General features: G+C 52.0%; 15 protein-coding genes. 11 read left to right on the top strand and 4 right to left on the bottom strand.

What is annotated here, in order from left to right:
• The first annotated feature begins 59 nt into the window (after window positions 1–59).
• The 3 genes from BW941_RS09140 (at window position 60) to BW941_RS09130 (ending at window position 4,527) form a co-directional block, all read left to right on the top strand.
• Window positions 60–1,865 (top strand): acyl-CoA dehydrogenase C-terminal domain-containing protein, encoded by a 1,806-nt coding sequence (locus BW941_RS09140; protein WP_076515409.1) that lies wholly within the window; start codon window positions 60–62, stop codon window positions 1,863–1,865.
• 122 nt (window positions 1,866–1,987) lie between these two features.
• The gene (locus tag BW941_RS09135) at window positions 1,988–3,778 is read left to right on the top strand and encodes an acyl-CoA dehydrogenase C-terminal domain-containing protein (protein ID WP_076515407.1); all 1,791 of its coding nucleotides are present in this window, start codon (window positions 1,988–1,990) and stop codon (window positions 3,776–3,778) included.
• 155 nt (window positions 3,779–3,933) lie between these two features.
• Window positions 3,934–4,527 carry a TetR/AcrR family transcriptional regulator gene (locus BW941_RS09130; protein WP_076515405.1) on the top strand — a complete coding sequence of 198 codons (594 nt, stop codon included), beginning with the start codon at window positions 3,934–3,936 and terminating at the stop codon, window positions 4,525–4,527.
• An 89-nt stretch (window positions 4,528–4,616) separates the two neighbouring features.
• On the opposite strand, the gene BW941_RS09125 is transcribed toward BW941_RS09130, so the two are convergent.
• The gene (locus tag BW941_RS09125; RefSeq protein ID WP_076515403.1) at window positions 4,617–4,958 is read right to left on the bottom strand and encodes an HPF/RaiA family ribosome-associated protein; all 342 of its coding nucleotides are present in this window, start codon (window positions 4,956–4,958) and stop codon (window positions 4,617–4,619) included.
• Between the two features lie 219 nt (window positions 4,959–5,177).
• On the opposite strand from BW941_RS09125, the gene BW941_RS09120 reads away from it, so the two are divergent.
• The 5 genes from BW941_RS09120 (at window position 5,178) to trpC (ending at window position 10,026) form a co-directional block, all read left to right on the top strand.
• On the top strand, window positions 5,178–5,855 hold the full coding sequence (locus tag BW941_RS09120; RefSeq protein WP_076515401.1) for an HAD family hydrolase: 678 nt from the start codon (window positions 5,178–5,180) through the stop codon (window positions 5,853–5,855).
• A 204-nt stretch (window positions 5,856–6,059) separates the two neighbouring features.
• Window positions 6,060–7,541 (top strand): anthranilate synthase component I, encoded by a 1,482-nt coding sequence (gene trpE, locus BW941_RS09115; RefSeq protein ID WP_076515399.1) that lies wholly within the window; start codon window positions 6,060–6,062, stop codon window positions 7,539–7,541.
• A gap of 12 nt (window positions 7,542–7,553) precedes the next feature.
• On the top strand, window positions 7,554–8,147 hold the full coding sequence (locus tag BW941_RS09110; protein ID WP_076515397.1) for an aminodeoxychorismate/anthranilate synthase component II: 594 nt from the start codon (window positions 7,554–7,556) through the stop codon (window positions 8,145–8,147).
• Between the two features lie 12 nt (window positions 8,148–8,159).
• Window positions 8,160–9,206 (top strand): anthranilate phosphoribosyltransferase, encoded by a 1,047-nt coding sequence (gene trpD, locus BW941_RS09105; protein WP_076515395.1) that lies wholly within the window; start codon window positions 8,160–8,162, stop codon window positions 9,204–9,206.
• Between the two features lie 19 nt (window positions 9,207–9,225).
• Window positions 9,226–10,026 (top strand): indole-3-glycerol phosphate synthase TrpC, encoded by an 801-nt coding sequence (gene trpC / locus BW941_RS09100; RefSeq protein ID WP_076515393.1) that lies wholly within the window; start codon window positions 9,226–9,228, stop codon window positions 10,024–10,026.
• Between the two features lie 676 nt (window positions 10,027–10,702).
• Here the strand turns inward: trpC and crp are convergent.
• Window positions 10,703–11,341, bottom strand: a complete 639-nt coding sequence (crp, locus tag BW941_RS09090) for a cAMP-activated global transcriptional regulator CRP (protein ID WP_068439019.1) — start codon at window positions 11,339–11,341, stop codon at window positions 10,703–10,705.
• Window positions 11,342–11,530: 189 nt separating this feature from the next.
• On the opposite strand from crp, the gene BW941_RS09085 reads away from it, so the two are divergent.
• Together BW941_RS09085 and speD are read left to right on the top strand one after the other, a co-directional pair.
• Window positions 11,531–11,953 carry an OsmC family protein gene (locus BW941_RS09085; protein WP_068439018.1) on the top strand — a complete coding sequence of 141 codons (423 nt, stop codon included), beginning with the start codon at window positions 11,531–11,533 and terminating at the stop codon, window positions 11,951–11,953.
• A 29-nt stretch (window positions 11,954–11,982) separates the two neighbouring features.
• A complete protein-coding gene (speD, locus tag BW941_RS09080) occupies window positions 11,983–12,774 on the top strand; it encodes an adenosylmethionine decarboxylase (protein ID WP_068439016.1) in 792 nt (263 codons plus the stop codon).
• 327 nt (window positions 12,775–13,101) lie between these two features.
• Here speD and BW941_RS09075 read toward each other — a convergent pair whose 3' ends face one another.
• Window positions 13,102–14,109 carry a class I SAM-dependent methyltransferase gene (locus BW941_RS09075; RefSeq protein ID WP_076515389.1) on the bottom strand — a complete coding sequence of 336 codons (1,008 nt, stop codon included), beginning with the start codon at window positions 14,107–14,109 and terminating at the stop codon, window positions 13,102–13,104.
• On the bottom strand, window positions 14,106–15,017 hold the full coding sequence (locus BW941_RS09070) for a MerR family transcriptional regulator (RefSeq protein WP_076515387.1): 912 nt from the start codon (window positions 15,015–15,017) through the stop codon (window positions 14,106–14,108). Before BW941_RS09070 ends, BW941_RS09075 begins: the two co-directional genes overlap by 4 nt.
• 171 nt (window positions 15,018–15,188) lie before the next feature.
• On the opposite strand from BW941_RS09070, the gene BW941_RS09065 reads away from it, so the two are divergent.
• Window positions 15,189–15,653: a PAS domain-containing protein gene (locus BW941_RS09065; protein ID WP_076515385.1), complete on the top strand. Its 465-nt coding sequence runs from the start codon at window positions 15,189–15,191 to the stop codon at window positions 15,651–15,653.
• Window positions 15,654–15,684: the final 31 nt, after the last annotated feature.

Raw genomic sequence — 15,684 nt, 5'->3', positions numbered from 1 at the left:
CGGGAAAATAATCAGGCAGCCTAGCTGCGCTAACAAATAACGGCAACGAGGTCATCCCTATGCCAGAGTATAAAGCTCCCCTCCGTGACATTCAGTTTGTAATGAACGAACTGCTGGATATGCCAGGTCATTACGCAAACATCCCAGCTTATGCTGAGGTTGCAACGCCTGACATGATCGACGCCATTCTGACTGAAGGTGCAAAATTCTGTGAGCAGGAGCTGGCTCCTCTGAATCGTACTGGTGACATCGAAGGTTGTACCCGCCACGATGACGGCTCTGTAACCACGCCAACTGGCTTTAAAGAAGCTTACGCCAAGTACGTTGAAGGCGGCTGGCCTTCACTGGCGCACGAAGAAGACCATGGCGGTCAGGGCCTGCCAGAATCTCTGGGTACTGTTATCTCTGAGATGGTGGGTTCATCTAACTGGTCATGGGGCATGTACCCGGGTCTGTCTCACGGTGCGATGAACACTCTGGACCTGCACGGTACGCCAGAACAGAAACACACCTACCTGAGCAAGCTGGTTTCAGGTGAGTGGACTGGTACCATGTGTCTGACCGAATCACACTGTGGTTCTGACCTCGGTATCCTGAAGACCAAAGCGGAAGCAAACGCTGACGGTTCTTACGCCATCACTGGTTCTAAAATCTTTATCTCTGCTGGCGAACACGACATGGCAGAGAACATCGTACACATTGTACTGGCTCGTCTCCCAGGCGCTCCAGAAGGTACCAAGGGTATCTCTCTGTTCATCGTTCCTAAGTTCCTGCCAAACGAAGATGGCACTCCGGGCGAGCGCAACGGTGTTGTATGTGGTTCTATCGAACACAAAATGGGTATCCACGGCAACGCGACCTGTGTGATGAACTTCGACGGTGCTAAAGGCTGGCTGATCGGACCTGAAAACAAAGGTCTGAACTGCATGTTCACCTTCATGAACACTGCCCGTATCGGTACTGCTCTGCAGGGTGCATCTGCGGCTGAAGCGTCTTTCCAGGGTGCACTGGCGTACGCGAAAGATCGTCTGGCTATGCGCTCTCTGACTGGTGCTAAAGCGCCTGAGAAAGCAGCTGACCCAATCATCGTTCACCCAGACGTACGTCGCATGCTGCTGACTCAGAAGTGTTTCGCAGAAGGTGGTCGTGCGCTGGTTTATCTGGCGGCACAGCAGAACGACATCGTTAAGAAAGCGGAAAGCGAAGAAGAGCGTAAAGCTGCAGACGAACTGCTGGGCTTCCTGACTCCAATTGCGAAAGCTTTCCTGACTGAAGCTGGCTACGAAGCGACTAACCTGGGTGTTCAGGTATTCGGTGGTCACGGCTTCATCGCTGAGTGGGGTATGGAACAGCTGGTACGTGATACTAAGATCGCTTGTATCTATGAAGGTACTACTGGCATCCAGGCGCTCGACCTGCTGGGCCGTAAAGTACTGATGACTCAGGGTGCGTCTCTGCGTAACTTCACTAAGATCGTTCACAAGTTCTGTCAGTCTGTTGAAGGTGACGAACAGATGGCTCAGTTCGCAGCGCCTCTGGCTGAAGTGAACAAAGAGTGGGGCGACCTGACCATGAAGATCGGTATGACTGCTATGAAGAACCGCGAAGAAGTGGGTGCTGCATCGGTTGATTACCTGATGTACTCTGGCTACGCGACTCTGGCATTCCTGTGGGCTCGTATGGCTAAGGTTGCTCAGGATGCAATCGCAGCAGGCACCAGTGAAGAAGACTTCTATAAAGCGAAAATTCAGACCGCTAAGTTCTACTTCGCACGCGTACTGCCACGCGCTAAAGGTCACGCTGCAGCCATGGTTGCCGGCGCTGACAGCATGATGGATCTGGACGCTGAACACTTCGCGTTCTGATGTGTCTGACTAAGAAAAACCGCGCCACGGCGCGGTTTTTCTGCGTTATATACAAAGCTATTTTGATTGAATTTCTGAACGTTCCGGATGTGCGTTCTGTACCAATATAAATGAGGTGAGTCATGCCAGAATATAAAGCTCCGTTACGCGATATGCGCTTTGTTCTGAATGAAGTTTTTGATGCGGGTTCAATGTGGGAATCCCTTGCTGGTCTGCAGGGTGCTGTGGACATGGAAACCGCGGAAGCCATCCTGGAAGAGTGTGGGAAAATCGCAAGCCAGGTTCTGGCACCGATCAACCGTGACGGTGATGAGAACTCATCTACCTGGGAAAACGGTGAAGTGACTGCCGCTCCAGGCTTCAAAGACGCCTACCAGACTTACGTTGAAGCGGGACTGAACGGTCTGGGTGGTAACCCTGACTTTGGCGGTATGGGCATGCCTAAGACTCTGGTTGCCCAAGTTGAAGAGATGGTTCAGGGCTCGAACATGGCGTTCGGTCTGGCGCCAATGCTGACCGCTGGTGCGTGTCTGTCTCTGAATGCTCACGGTTCACAGGAACTGAAAGAAAAGTACCTGCCGAACATGTACTCGGGCGTATGGTCTGGCGCGATGGACCTGACCGAACCTCACGCGGGTACTGACCTGGGTATCATCCGTACCAAAGCTGAGCCAAACGCTGACGGTTCTTACGATATTACTGGCACCAAGATCTTTATCACTTGGGGCGAGCATGACATGGCAGAGAACATTATCCACTTGGTACTGGCGAAACTGCCGGATGCACCAGCTGGCCCTAAGGGTATTTCTCTGTTCCTGGTACCTAAATTCCTGGTGAACGAAGACGGTTCTCTGGGTGAGCGCAATGCAGCTTCTTGTGGTTCGATCGAGCACAAGATGGGTATCAAAGGTTCGGCGACCTGTGTAATGAACTACGACGGTGCAAAAGGCTGGCTCGTAGGCGAAGAAAACAAAGGTCTGGCGTGCATGTTCACCATGATGAACTATGAGCGTCTGGGTGTGGGTATCCAGGGGCTGGGCGTTGCCGAGAACTCTTACCAGAACGCTGTTGCTTATGCTCGTGACCGTATCCAGAGCCGTGCGCCAACTGGTGCAGTCGCGAAAGACAAAGCAGCTGACCCAATCATCGTACACCCTGATGTACGTCGTATGCTGATGACTATGCGTGCGTTCAACGAAGCTGGTCGTGCGTTCTCTACCTACGTAGGTGCGTGGCTGGATACTTCTAAGTACAGCGACAACGCAGATCAGGCGAAGCACGCTGAGCAGATGGTTGCTCTGCTGACGCCGGTTGCGAAAGCATTCATGACTGACGTAGCTCTGGAAAGCGCGATCGCAGGTCAGCAGATCTTCGGTGGTCACGGCTTCATCCGTGAGTGGGGCCAGGAACAGCATGTTCGTGACCTGCGCATCACTCAGATCTACGAAGGCACAAACGGGATTCAGGCGCTCGACCTGATGGGCCGTAAGATTGTTGGTACCAACGGCTCTCTGTACAAAGTATTTGAGCAGGACGTTAACGACTTTGTCGCGTCACAGGCGGGTAACGAAGCTGCGGCTGAGTTCATCGAGCCTCTGAAGGCAGCGATGGAGAATCTGTCTGATCTGACTCAGTGGGTTATCGATCAGGCTCAGAGCAACCCGAACGAGATCGGTGCGGCGTCTGTTGAGTACCTGCACGTATTTGGCTACGCGGCGTACGCTTATATGTGGGCGAAGATGGCGGTTGTTGCTCTGCCTAAGCAGGATGACAGCTTCTACAAGGCGAAAGTGGAGACTGCACGTTTCTACGTTAAGCGTCTGCTGCCTCGATACATAGGTTTGTCAGCAACCGTTAAGGGTGGCTCTGAGTCACTGTACGGTCTGGACGACGAGATGTTCGAGACTGCCTGATACTGACATTGTCAGTATGAGCGTAAAGAAACCGCCTCCGGGCGGTTTTTTTGTGCCCGAAGTGTCAGGCCATCTTCTTCCTGGTGATAAGTTCATGTACACTTGTGCCAATCTGTATATTTATAAGAAAAACTCATCAATCTGTAGGGGGCGCTGTGGCCGCTGCGAAGGAACTGGATAAACGGGTAGAACGATCTCGCCGCCTGTTGGTTAATACACTACTCAAACTGATGGCAGAGAAACCATACTCAAAGCTATCGGTAGCGAACATTTGTGAGCACTCAGGCGTGGCCCGTCCGACATTCTATCTGCACTTCCGGTCGAAGGATGATCTGCTGCGTTATTACATCGAGCAGATGTTCCTGGAGTTTGCCGAGCAGATTGACCCAATTCTCACCCGGTCACCTAACGTCGATCCTGAGATTGCGGTACTGATGTTCCGTCAATGGCAGTTGCATTCTGACGTGGCTAAGTTGCTGGTGGCCGAAGATGTTGAAGCGATCCTGTTAAATGAGTTTAAGACCTATGTCGGGCGCACGATTGAGCGCTACATCGAAGCCCACAAGCTCAACATTGCCAGCAACAGTCGCATTCACTATGTGATTGATTATCTGGCTGGCGCGTCATTTGCGGTCATTGTTCGCTGGATTCGTGAAGACTTTAACGAAAGCCCGGAAGAATTGGCGTCACTGTATTCTGATCTTTCCCGTCCTGGCTTATTGCAGGTGCTTCTTAGCGGCAAGCTCTAGTCCGAGCTTCGTGTTTAAGAAAACCAATGAAATGAAAAGGGGGCCTTATGGCCCCTTTTTGTTTGTACTGTCGTTTTCAACTCTATCGATCAGTGCATTCTGCGCTTGCTGTCGATGCGCTTGTTGTGAATTTTACCTATCTTTCGCTGTGCTTTTTCAAACGCGTCACGCAGAGCAACGTACATATTTTCATGCTCTGATTTATCGTGATGGTCGTGGGTGATGGCAACGGTTTCGCCGGGAAGTCCGACCTCCAGAGAGATATGGGCAATGTTGCCTTTCTGGCTGTGGTTGTGGGGTAAGCCAACAACGGCTCGGATTCCTGTTATTTCATCGTAGCGGGAGGCCAGTTTGCTGGCTTTTTCGCGGATCTGGTACTCAATAGCGTCAGAGTGTTCGATATCACGGAAAGAAATTTCCAAACCTTTCATAGTCGCTCCTTTTCACAGTGGCGAGACGCCGCTTAACTGCGCCGTCTTGATTAAGGATGGGCTATTCACACTACGCCTGTGGTGACTCAGGTCAATCCTGGAAACGTGGCAAAATGTAATTTGTCACATTTCTGAAGTTTCTTTGTGCTCGCGCCTTTACAATCGGGACACTATGGTCAGCGCTGCCGTGTGGTAGTCTGTAGGTCGAAGGAGGACGGAATGAAGGTCTATGATGTCCCGGTCGTTTTCTTTGACCTTGATGACAGCCTGATTAACAAAGACGCCAACAGCTTATGGATTCGCTGGCGCTTCCGCCGTGATCGTTGGGCTATGGTGGAAGGTGTACAGGCATTGTTGTCATTGTACCGCGCCTATAAGAAAGGCCGCGTCACACATACCCGCTTGTCCAATTATTATCGAACCCGCACCCGCGGAATGACCCTTGCCGATTACCAGTCGTCCGTCGAACGTTTCTTCAATGAGCGCGGTCAGCTTCATATTTACCCGCAGGCGGCCTCTCTGTTATTTGCCTATCAACGTCAGGGAACCCGGATCGTGATGATCACCGGCGCTGATGAGGTTGTCGCAGAGGCATACGGCCGCGAGCTGGGCATTGGAGATGTCATCAGTAATCGTCTGGATGTCGCCGAAACTCAGATCAAAGGGCTGCAGAAACCCCTGTGTTACGGGATTGGCAAAGTAGATATGGCGCGACGTTTTTTGAGTGGTTCGGGCTATGGCCTGGATCAGGCAGCCTTCTATTCTGATAGTCATGCTGACCTGCCATTACTTGAGCAGGTCGGGTTTCCGGTGGTTCTGAATCCGACTCAAATTCTTGCCGATGTCGCACGGGAGCGTAGCTGGCCGGTACTGGATTGGCGTGAGACCGTTTCATAGTACGCAAATTCAGGAGAGGTCTTGCTCCTGCGGCGGCCAGCCGTTATATTCAGCCGTATCTCTCAATTATTCTCCGGAGCAAGCGGTGTTCTTCCAATACAGCCGCCCACAACAACAGGGTCAGCACCTGACCCGTCGATGGTGTTAAGCGCCAGAATTTTCTACGTCTTTATTTTTACGCGCTTAACAATCTGAAGGTTTTATATGACTCCGCAATCTTTTGCTGCTTTGGCTGAACAGGGCTATAACCGTATTCCGGTCGCACGTCAGGTACTGGCTGACCTTGATACACCTCTGTCTACGTATCTAAAACTGGCCGACCAGCCATACACCTACTTATTCGAGTCTGTGCAGGGCGGCGAGAAGTGGGGGCGTTATTCCATGATTGGTTTGCCAGCCCGTGAAGTTATCCGGGTATGCGGTTACACCGTGCAGCACCTGCGCGATGGCGAGATCATTGAAGAGCACGAGGTGAATGATCCTCTGGCATTCATCGAGGAATTTCAGGGGCGCTTCCGGGTGCCAGAACTGGAAGGTCTGCCGAAGTTTGATGGTGGTCTGGTGGGGTACTTTGGTTACGACACTATCCGCTATATCGAACCGCGCCTGAAAGACAGTTGCCCTGAGGATGAAATCGGTACGCCGGACATACTCCTGATGGTCTCCGAAGAGGTCGTCGTTTTCGACAACCTCAGCGGCAAACTGCACCTGATTGTGATGGCCGACCCGTCTGTGGAGAAGGCTTTCGAAAAAGCCGAACAGCGCCTGGATGAACTGCGCGAAACTCTGCGTGCGCCTTATCGGGGGGAAGTTGGTCAGCTTCGTACGGCAACGGAAATTACCGAAGAGGATTTTCGCTCGTGTTTTGGTGAGCAAAAATTCATGGATGCCGTCGATCAGATCAAAGAATACGTATTATCTGGCGACATCATGCAGTGCGTGATTTCTCAGCGTATGCGTATTCCTTTTGATGGTAACCCTGTTGATGTATACCGGGCTCTGCGCACGTTAAATCCATCGCCATATATGTATTGCCTGAATCTCGGTGATTTTCATGTGGTGGGGTCATCACCAGAGATTCTCGCCCGGCTTGAAGATGGTGAAGTGACCGTGCGCCCGATCGCTGGCACGCGCAAGCGGGGTCATACCGAGGAAGAAGACAAAGCCTTCGAAGAAGAACTTCTTGCTGACCCGAAAGAAATAGCAGAACACCTGATGCTGATCGATTTAGGCCGCAATGATGTAGGCAGAATTGCAAAATCTGGTCAGGTGAAAGTAACCGATCAGATGGTTGTTGAACGTTACAGCCATGTTATGCATATCGTGTCTAATGTGACGGGTAAAGTAAAAGACGGTATCACGGCAATGGATGTCTTACGGGCAGCTCATCCTGCCGGTACCTTGAGCGGTGCTCCGAAAATTCGTGCGATGGAAATTATCGATGAATTCGAATCCACAAAACGTGGTGTATACGGCGGAGCGGTGGGCTATCTGAGCTGGAATGGCAACATGGATACCGCTATTGCTATCCGCACTGCTGTGATTAAAGACGGCACCCTTAACATTCAGGCTGGTGCCGGCGTCGTTGCGGATTCTGTGCCGCGTCTGGAATGGAAAGAGACGATGAACAAAGGCCGTGCCGTATTCCGTGCAGTCGCAATGGCGGCTGCAGGGCTGGATCAGTAAAGGAGAAATAGCATGCTGGTAATGATCGATAATTATGACTCCTTTACCTACAACGTTGTTCAGTATTTCACTGAGCTCGGAGCCGAAGTAAAGGTATTCCGCAATGATGAAATTACCGTCGAAGAAATCGAAGCGCTGAAACCCGAGCGCCTGGTTATTTCACCGGGGCCCTGCACGCCGAATGAAGCGGGCATATCTATGGAAGCGATCCGCTATTTTGCCGGAAAAATTCCAGTGCTGGGTATTTGCCTCGGGCACCAGAGCATCGGCCAGGTATATGGCGGTGATATCATTCGTGCCGGGCAAGTTATGCACGGCAAAACCTCGGATGTTTATCACGCAGGTCAGGGTGTTTTTTCAGGGTTACCCAATCCTTATAAGGCGACCCGCTACCATTCTCTGGTGATAGATAAGCAGAATCTTCCGGACTGTCTGGAAATTACTGCATGGACTCAGAATCCTGACGGCAGTATGGAAGAAATTATGGGTGTCCGACATAAAGAGCTGGCCGTCGAAGGTGTTCAGTTCCATCCGGAATCTATCTTGACGGAGCATGGGCACGAATTATTGGATAACTTTCTAAAAACGACGCTTAACCGCGACTGACAGGAGAAACTCATGGAAATTAAAGAGGCACTGGCTCGCGTTGTTGAGCGTCAGGACCTGTCTACCAACGAAATGATCGACGTCATGCGTCAGATTATGACGGGTCAGTGTGACGATGCTCAGATCGGTGCTTTTCTGGTTGCGCTGCGTATGAAAAGCGAAAGTATCGATGAAATCGTGGGTGCTGTTACCGTCATGCGCGAACTGGCTACGGGCGTTTCTGTTAAGGCTGAAAATGCGGTTGATATCGTGGGTACCGGCGGTGATGGTGCGAACCTTTTTAACGTATCAACGGCGTCATCGTTTGTTGTCGCGGCGGCTGGTGGCACAGTTGCAAAACACGGTAACCGCGGGGTTTCTTCAAAATCCGGCAGTGCGGATCTGCTGGAAACCGCAGGGGTCAACCTGACGCTTACTGCAGAGCAGGTTGCGCGTTGCATTGATGAGCTCGGTGTTGGCTTCATGTTTGCGCCATCACACCACAGTGCAATGAAGCACGCCATCGGCCCAAGAAAGTCGCTGGGCATGCGTACCATTTTTAATATCCTTGGGCCAATGACCAACCCAGCGGGTGTTGCGAATCAGGTCATTGGTGTTTTCTCACAGGCGCTTGTGCGCCCTGTTGCCGAAGTATTACAGAGAATGGGCGGTGGTCATGTATTAGTCGTGCACTCAAAAGACGGACTTGATGAAATCAGTCTGGCCACTGAGACATACGCCTGTGAATTAAAGAATGGCGAGTTGCGTGAGTTTGTTATTACTCCAGATGAGCTCGGTATTGAGTCTCAGCCACTAAAAGGACTGGACGTTGAAAGTGCTGAGGCGTCCCTGACCTTAATTAAGGATGCCTTAGGAAAGCGTGAAACAGCCGAAGGCCAACGTGCTGCAGATATGCTCGCATTAAATGCAGGCGCCGCGATCTACGTGGCTGGTCTTGCGACAAGCCTGAAAGAGGGCGTCGCCATGGCAGATGATGCTATTTGTTCTGGCCTTGCGCTGGGCAAACTCAATGAACTGGTCAGCTTCTCCGGACTGCTGGCGGAAGACAACGACCGCTGAGCGGCACGAAAGAATTGCTATGAATACTCCGACCATTCTGAAAAAAATCATCGATACCAAAGCCGTAGAAGTGGCTCAGCGCAGTGCGAACCTTCCATTGAATGAGCTCAAAGCTCAGGCACTCGATATGGACAAAGACGCACTGCGTGGTTTTTACCGCTCAATGAAGGCGAAAGTCGACGCTGGCCTGCCAGCAGTGATCGCCGAGATCAAGAAAGCATCGCCATCGAAAGGCGTACTGCGCGAAAACTTTATCCCGCAGGAAATCGCAGAATCCTACGAGAAAGCCGGCGCTGCGTGTTTGTCTGTACTGACTGACCGTGATTATTTCCAGGGCCACGAGGACTTCCTGAAGGCGGCACGCAAAGCCTGCAGCTTGCCGGTGATCCGAAAAGACTTTCTCGTTGACCCTTACCAGATCTACGAAGCTCGCGCTATTAATGCTGATTGTGTGCTGTTGATCGTTTCTGCTCTGAGCAAAATGCAGCTTCAGGACCTTGAAGGCATTGCCCACGAACTGGGTATGGATGTACTGGTTGAAGTTCACGACGGCGAAGAGCTTGAAACTGCGCTGACTATGCAGACACCTCTGGTTGGTATCAACAACCGTAACCTGCACACCTTCGATCTGACGCTTGAAACAACCTTCGGTCTGCTGGACAAAGTACCATCTGATCGCCTGCTGGTTACTGAGAGCGGTATTCTTGGGCCAGAAGACGTTGCTGCCATGCGTGAGCGGGATGTTCATGCGTTTCTGGTTGGTGAAGCCTTTATGCGGGCGGATGATCCGGGCGAGGAGCTCGCCAAGCTGTTTTTCTGACCTGACGGTCGGTTTGTAGCCACCTTCGGTGGGCGGACTTTTTCGGCTGCCCCCGGGCCTTTGTTTTTCTGCAAGGGGCAGGCCCCTTCCGATCCCCTTTTCCGGCGTGATGCCCTGATCCTTGTCTCTTGATACCGATTGGGGCACGCCTGCAGCGGCCATCCATGGCCGCGGGCAGGCTTAACAGGCGTCCTGCCGGTTAGCACCCATCGTTATCTACGATCCTGCGGGGTCATCACAAGCCGGGCTTCATCAGCGCTTCGCGGCGAGGTTGAATAATATTTATGTAGGCCTTTTGGTGGGTAGTACCCACCCTACGGTAGGGTGGGCATTGCGCACCATGAGAAGAGCACGGTTTCGCGGATTCAAATGCGCCTCTGGGGGCGCCGGGATTTACGCCAGCTTTGCAGGTAACGTGAGGCAGGATGCCGAACGAGGCTCCATACGGGCATGGATGCCCGCCGGAGCCGGTTGCCGGAAAAGCCAGTAAATATCGGGTTCACGGCCCAGAAAGCGCGAAAGCAGGGGGATGGGCCGCCCGCCCGGGGGACAAGGTCCCCCAACAAGGGCATAGCAACTCGGCGGCAGCCAAAAGAACCTCTCTGCCGAAGGCAGCTATAAACCTCACATACAAAAACGCCCGGTAAACACCGGGCGCTTTCAAAGAAATCAGTACTCAGCGAGTACCAAACACCACAATCGTCTTACCAGACACGCTGATCAGCCCTTGTTCTTCAAGAGACTTGAGTACGCGCCCAGCCATCTCGCGGGAACAACCAACAATGCGGCCGATTTCCTGACGGGTGATTTTTATCTGCATGCCGTCCGGGTGGGTCATGGCGTCTGGCTGTTTGCACAGGTCCAGCAGGGTGCCTGCGACACGACCGGTTACGTCAAGGAAGGCGAGGTCGCCAGCTTTGCGGGTAGTACGGGTCAGGCGCTCAGCCATCTGGCGGAAGATACGGAATACGAGTTCAGTATCGGAGTCTGCCAGTTCACGGAAGCGGGCATAAGAAATTTCAGCGACTTCGCAGGGGGTTTTGGCGCGGACGCACGCTGTGCGCGGGCTGTTTTCGTCGTCGAACAGGCCCATTTCTCCAAAGAAGTCGCCTTCGTTGAGATAAGCCATGATCATCTCACGGCCTTCGTCGTCCTCAATGGTGACGCTCACAGACCCTTTCATCAGGTAGTACAGGGTGTCGCTTTCTTCACCTGCATGGATGATGGTGGTCCGGGCCGGATAGCGCTTCTTATGACAGTGCGTCAGGAAGTGTTCCAGCGGCGCGTGCATTGATGGAATACGAGGGATGATCATTTGTTATTGTCCTTAATCGAATCTCTTTTGATTATTACGCATCGCCGGCGTGAGTTGAACCCGGCATTGGGGCCATTTATGCCGTTTGCCTTTGTTTTTCAGGCTTTTATTGATTTTTCTCGCTGTCATATTATCGGTCTGGCCCGTCTGTGTTAAGCTCCGCGTTTTTACCAGCCGGAGTGAGCGCAGATGAAAACGCGGGTTAAATGGGTCGATAACGCTATGTTTCTCGGGGAGTCGGGCAGCGGTCACTCGGTGGTGATGGATGGGCCTGAAGATCACGGCGGCCGTAACCTCGGTGTGCGCCCGATGGAGATGTTGCTGCTGGGGCTGGGTGGTTGCACGAGTTTTGATGTCATGAGCATTCTGCGTAAGCAGCGTCTGGATGTGACGGACTGTGTTGCCGATATCGACGCTGAGCGCGCAGATGCCGTTCCTGCTGTATTTACTAAAATCCACGTCCACTTCACTGTGACGGGGAGAAGCCTGAAGGAATCGGCTGTGGAGCGGGCTGTGAAGCTGTCCGCCGAAAAATACTGTTCTGCTTCCATTATGCTGGAACAAGGCGGTGTTGAAATTACTCATAGCTATACTGTCGCCGAAGCTGAATAAATCCTGGCTAGGCATTTGAGGTTACCGATTTGAATAATAAGCTGCGCCTGCATGGCTTTAACAATCTGACGAAGACGCTGAGCTTTAACATCTATGATGTCTGCTATACCAAGACCGAGAAAGAGCGTCTTGAGTACATTGAGTACATCGATGAGCTCTATAGTGCCGACCGATTGACCAAGATTCTGACGGAAGTTGTCGACATTATTGGTGCTCATATTCTGAATATTGCGCGTCAGGACTACGAGCCAGAGGGTGCCAGTGTCACCATGCTGATTGCTGAGCATGAGGTACCACCGCCGGAGGATATGGTTGAAGAGAAGCCAGGCCCTCTGCGTGACTCCGTAGTCGCTCACCTGGATAAGTCTCATGTCACCGTGCATACCTATCCTGAAAGTCACCCGCATGGTGGTATTTCGACTTTCCGGGCAGACATTGATGTGTCTACGTGTGGGCTTATTTCACCGCTGAAGGCGTTGAATTATCTGATCCACTCACTGGATTCGGACATCGTGACCGTTGACTACCGCGTCCGTGGCTTTACTCGTGACGAGGACGGTGTGAAGCATTACATCGATCACGACATTAACTCGATTCAGAACTACATGACCGAAGACACTCGTAATGCCTACGAGATGATTGATGTTAACGTGTATCAGGAGAATCTTTTCCACACAAAGATGATCCTGAAAGATTTTGAGCTGGATAATTATCTGTTTGGAGAGCGCTCCAAAAATATGAGCGCCGAAGAGCGTGCTGAAGTAGAGGCTAAGGTGCGTAAAGAAATGCTCGAAATCTTTTACTCAAGAAATATGCCGTAACCTTGAGGTTGTTGGCCGTCAATGTAAAACGCTGAGCTATGCTCAGCGTTTTCGTATGGGGTAAACGGCGAGAACACGCCCACGGGAATCCTTCGACTGGCGTAATGCACAGGTGAGCAATCCGCCCACAATAATCACTCCGCTGAGAACGGCGTAGGTAAACAACATCTGAAACGTCTCCTGGTCCTTATGGTCAGTGTCTGTTTCAGAGTAGCTGCTTCAGTGGATTATGCGAGTAGCCCTTTCAGCCAAGAGCGTGAAACCATGGATAAGGCCGGGAAAGCTACTCCATGGGAAGTAGCGATCGTAAAAACTACGTCTGATTGGTTATTTTGGGTCAGATGCGCAGATAAGTTTAAAGCCGTTTCTCTGAACCATCACCTCTGCACTTCTGAATGCTTCGCTGGCCCACTCTTCGTAGGCGAGGTGCCGGTTGGCCACAATCCACAACTGTCCGTCGCGTGTCATGTGTTGTCTGGCATCACGGAAAAGTCGTAAGGCGAACTCGTAATCGGTACGCTTTCCCTGATGAAATGGAGGATTACTGAATATGTAATCGAAACGCCCTTCGACACTCTTTAACCCATCGCTGGCTATTGTTTCTGCACTCAGTCCGAGACGGGCGGAGTTCAGTTCTGCACTTCTCAGTGCCATTGCATCAACGTCGCTCAGGGTGACGTCGAGAGCAGGGCTACGTGATTTCATGGTTAGCCCAATGACTCCAGAGCCGCATCCCAGATCCAAGATCTTGCCGTGGGCCGGAGCGGGTACATGTTCCAGCAACAAGGCTGTTCCCTGATCCAGCTTTCCATGACCAAATACGCCCGGCAGTGTCATGAAGCTGAGCTCACCTGACTGAAAAGAGCTGGCGAAGCGTAACCAGTTAGCCGCACCCTCCAATTTTTTCAGACGAATATTCCATAACGAGCAGTGTCGGGCACTGTCCATCTTTGAACTTTCACTGGCGTGGTCTTTGAGGGCATTTCCGATACTTTTACCACCCGCATCATTAGCGGCGACGACATAGCAGCTGTCTAGTTGCTGACTTAGCATGCTGATCAGAGCCTGACCTGCCGCTTTGGCTTTCGGCCAGAGCACAATCACGAGGCGGCCAGATAGCCCAGAAACGTCAGGAACACCGAACTGAATATGTCGAGGTTCTTTCTCTGCCTGATAGGCCTTAGCGGTCAGCCAATCGGCTGTCATAACCTGAACATTATGCTCCTGCACATGCTCAACCCATCCAGCTGGTAAGCGTGCTTCTGAACCAATAATTGTGGTGTTGGCAGTCAGCAGCATCGGGTGGCGCTGCAGCAGTTCGTATACGTTGCTCATTCGTTAACGCCGGTCAGTACATCTCTTACTGTGAGAGCATCCTGTTGTGGGTCGCGGTTCAGTGCCACGAGGCCGCGCTCCCGTAACGTACTCGCCTGAGAGACATTCTGCCCACTGCAGAAAATCAGCTGCCCCGTTTCAGCAGCCAGGTTTCTTAAACTCTGCAGTTGGCCGGGCTCAGGTGAGTCGGCAACACCCAGTACCGCGCCCTGGAGGTTCTGAGTGCGGATTAACTCTGAAATTTCCTGAGGCGTAGATAAGCCAGCCAGACGGATAACCCGTATGCCGAATTGTTTCAGTAGTATGCCCAGCAGAAGGAGTTCCAGGTCGTCACTGTAGACGGTGTTTGCAAGCACCAGAGTTACCTTCATGGACTGCTCTGAAGACTCGCTCAGGCGCATGCTGAGGCGCCCCTGCAGGAAGCCGGCGAAGAACTGCAACCGCGCAGATCCGAGTGGCTCGGTAATCTGTTCTCTCAGTTGCTGGTGCAGTGGCAGTAATAGAAAGCGCAGGGCGATGTCGACTGGAAAGAAGCCGGTTACCTCGTCCATGACCCGCGCAATTTCAACGTCGTCGAAGTCCCGTATCGCGCTAGCGAGGCGGGCTCTGTACTGTGACCATTGCGACGGTTGACTGGTCTGCACATTAATATCGGGCTCAGGCTCACCATTTTCCAGCATCGCCTTAGCTTGAGAAATAGGAATACCACGCTGTAAAAGCGATACAACTTTACGTATAAGTTGTATGTCTGCTTCGGTATACAGACGATGTCCCTTGGCGGTACGTTTAGGAGTAATGAGCCCGTAACGTCGCTCCCACGCACGCAGAGTAATCGCGTTAACACCGGTTTCGTTCGAGACTACCCGTATCGGATAGTAGGCAGCCTGAGATTCAGAGGGGGCGGACATGACGAATTTATTTCCAGAACTATACAAAGCAGTCCAAATTCTATAAGTAGTTGTACATAATGTAAAAGAAACCAAAAGGCTGATACGCTCAGTCTTGATCTGAATGATATGAAAAGCGACTCTGATCACAGTCAGAGAGCCGGCGACAGAGAGTAACAGCGGAGACGATCGATGGTCACAGACCTGAATGATGAGCAGGGCCCTATCAATCTTGAACTTCTGAAGAAGGCAGTTGATGCCTCAAACGACGGCATCGTGATTGCCGAGCAGGAAGGTGACGATAACATTCTGATTTACGTCAATAAGGCGTTTGAGCGCCTGACAGGCTATATCGCTGACGAGATCCTCTATCAGGATTGTCGCTTTCTGCAAACCGGTGACCGTGAGCAGGAGGGATTGAAGGAAGTACGTGCGGCTATCAAAGAAGGGCGCAGTACCCGGGTAGTTCTGAGGAATTATCATAAAGACGGCACAATGTTCTGGAATGAGCTGAGCTTGTCTCCTATACGCAATGATCAGGATCAGCTGACGTATTACATCGGTATCCAGAAAGATGTCACCGCACAGATCGAAGCCGAAGCCCGCGCCCGTGCGGCGGAGGAAGAACTTGCTGCGCTGAAGGCCAGCAAAGCCTGACAGTACTTATAATCAGGCATCAAAAAAGGGA

The organism is Thalassolituus maritimus (genome assembly GCF_900156675.1).
GTDB lineage: Bacteria > Pseudomonadota > Gammaproteobacteria > Pseudomonadales > Oceanobacteraceae > Thalassolituus > Thalassolituus maritimus.
Note: the sequence above shows the minus strand (reverse complement) of the source record. Positions and strands in the feature narration are given on the sequence as shown.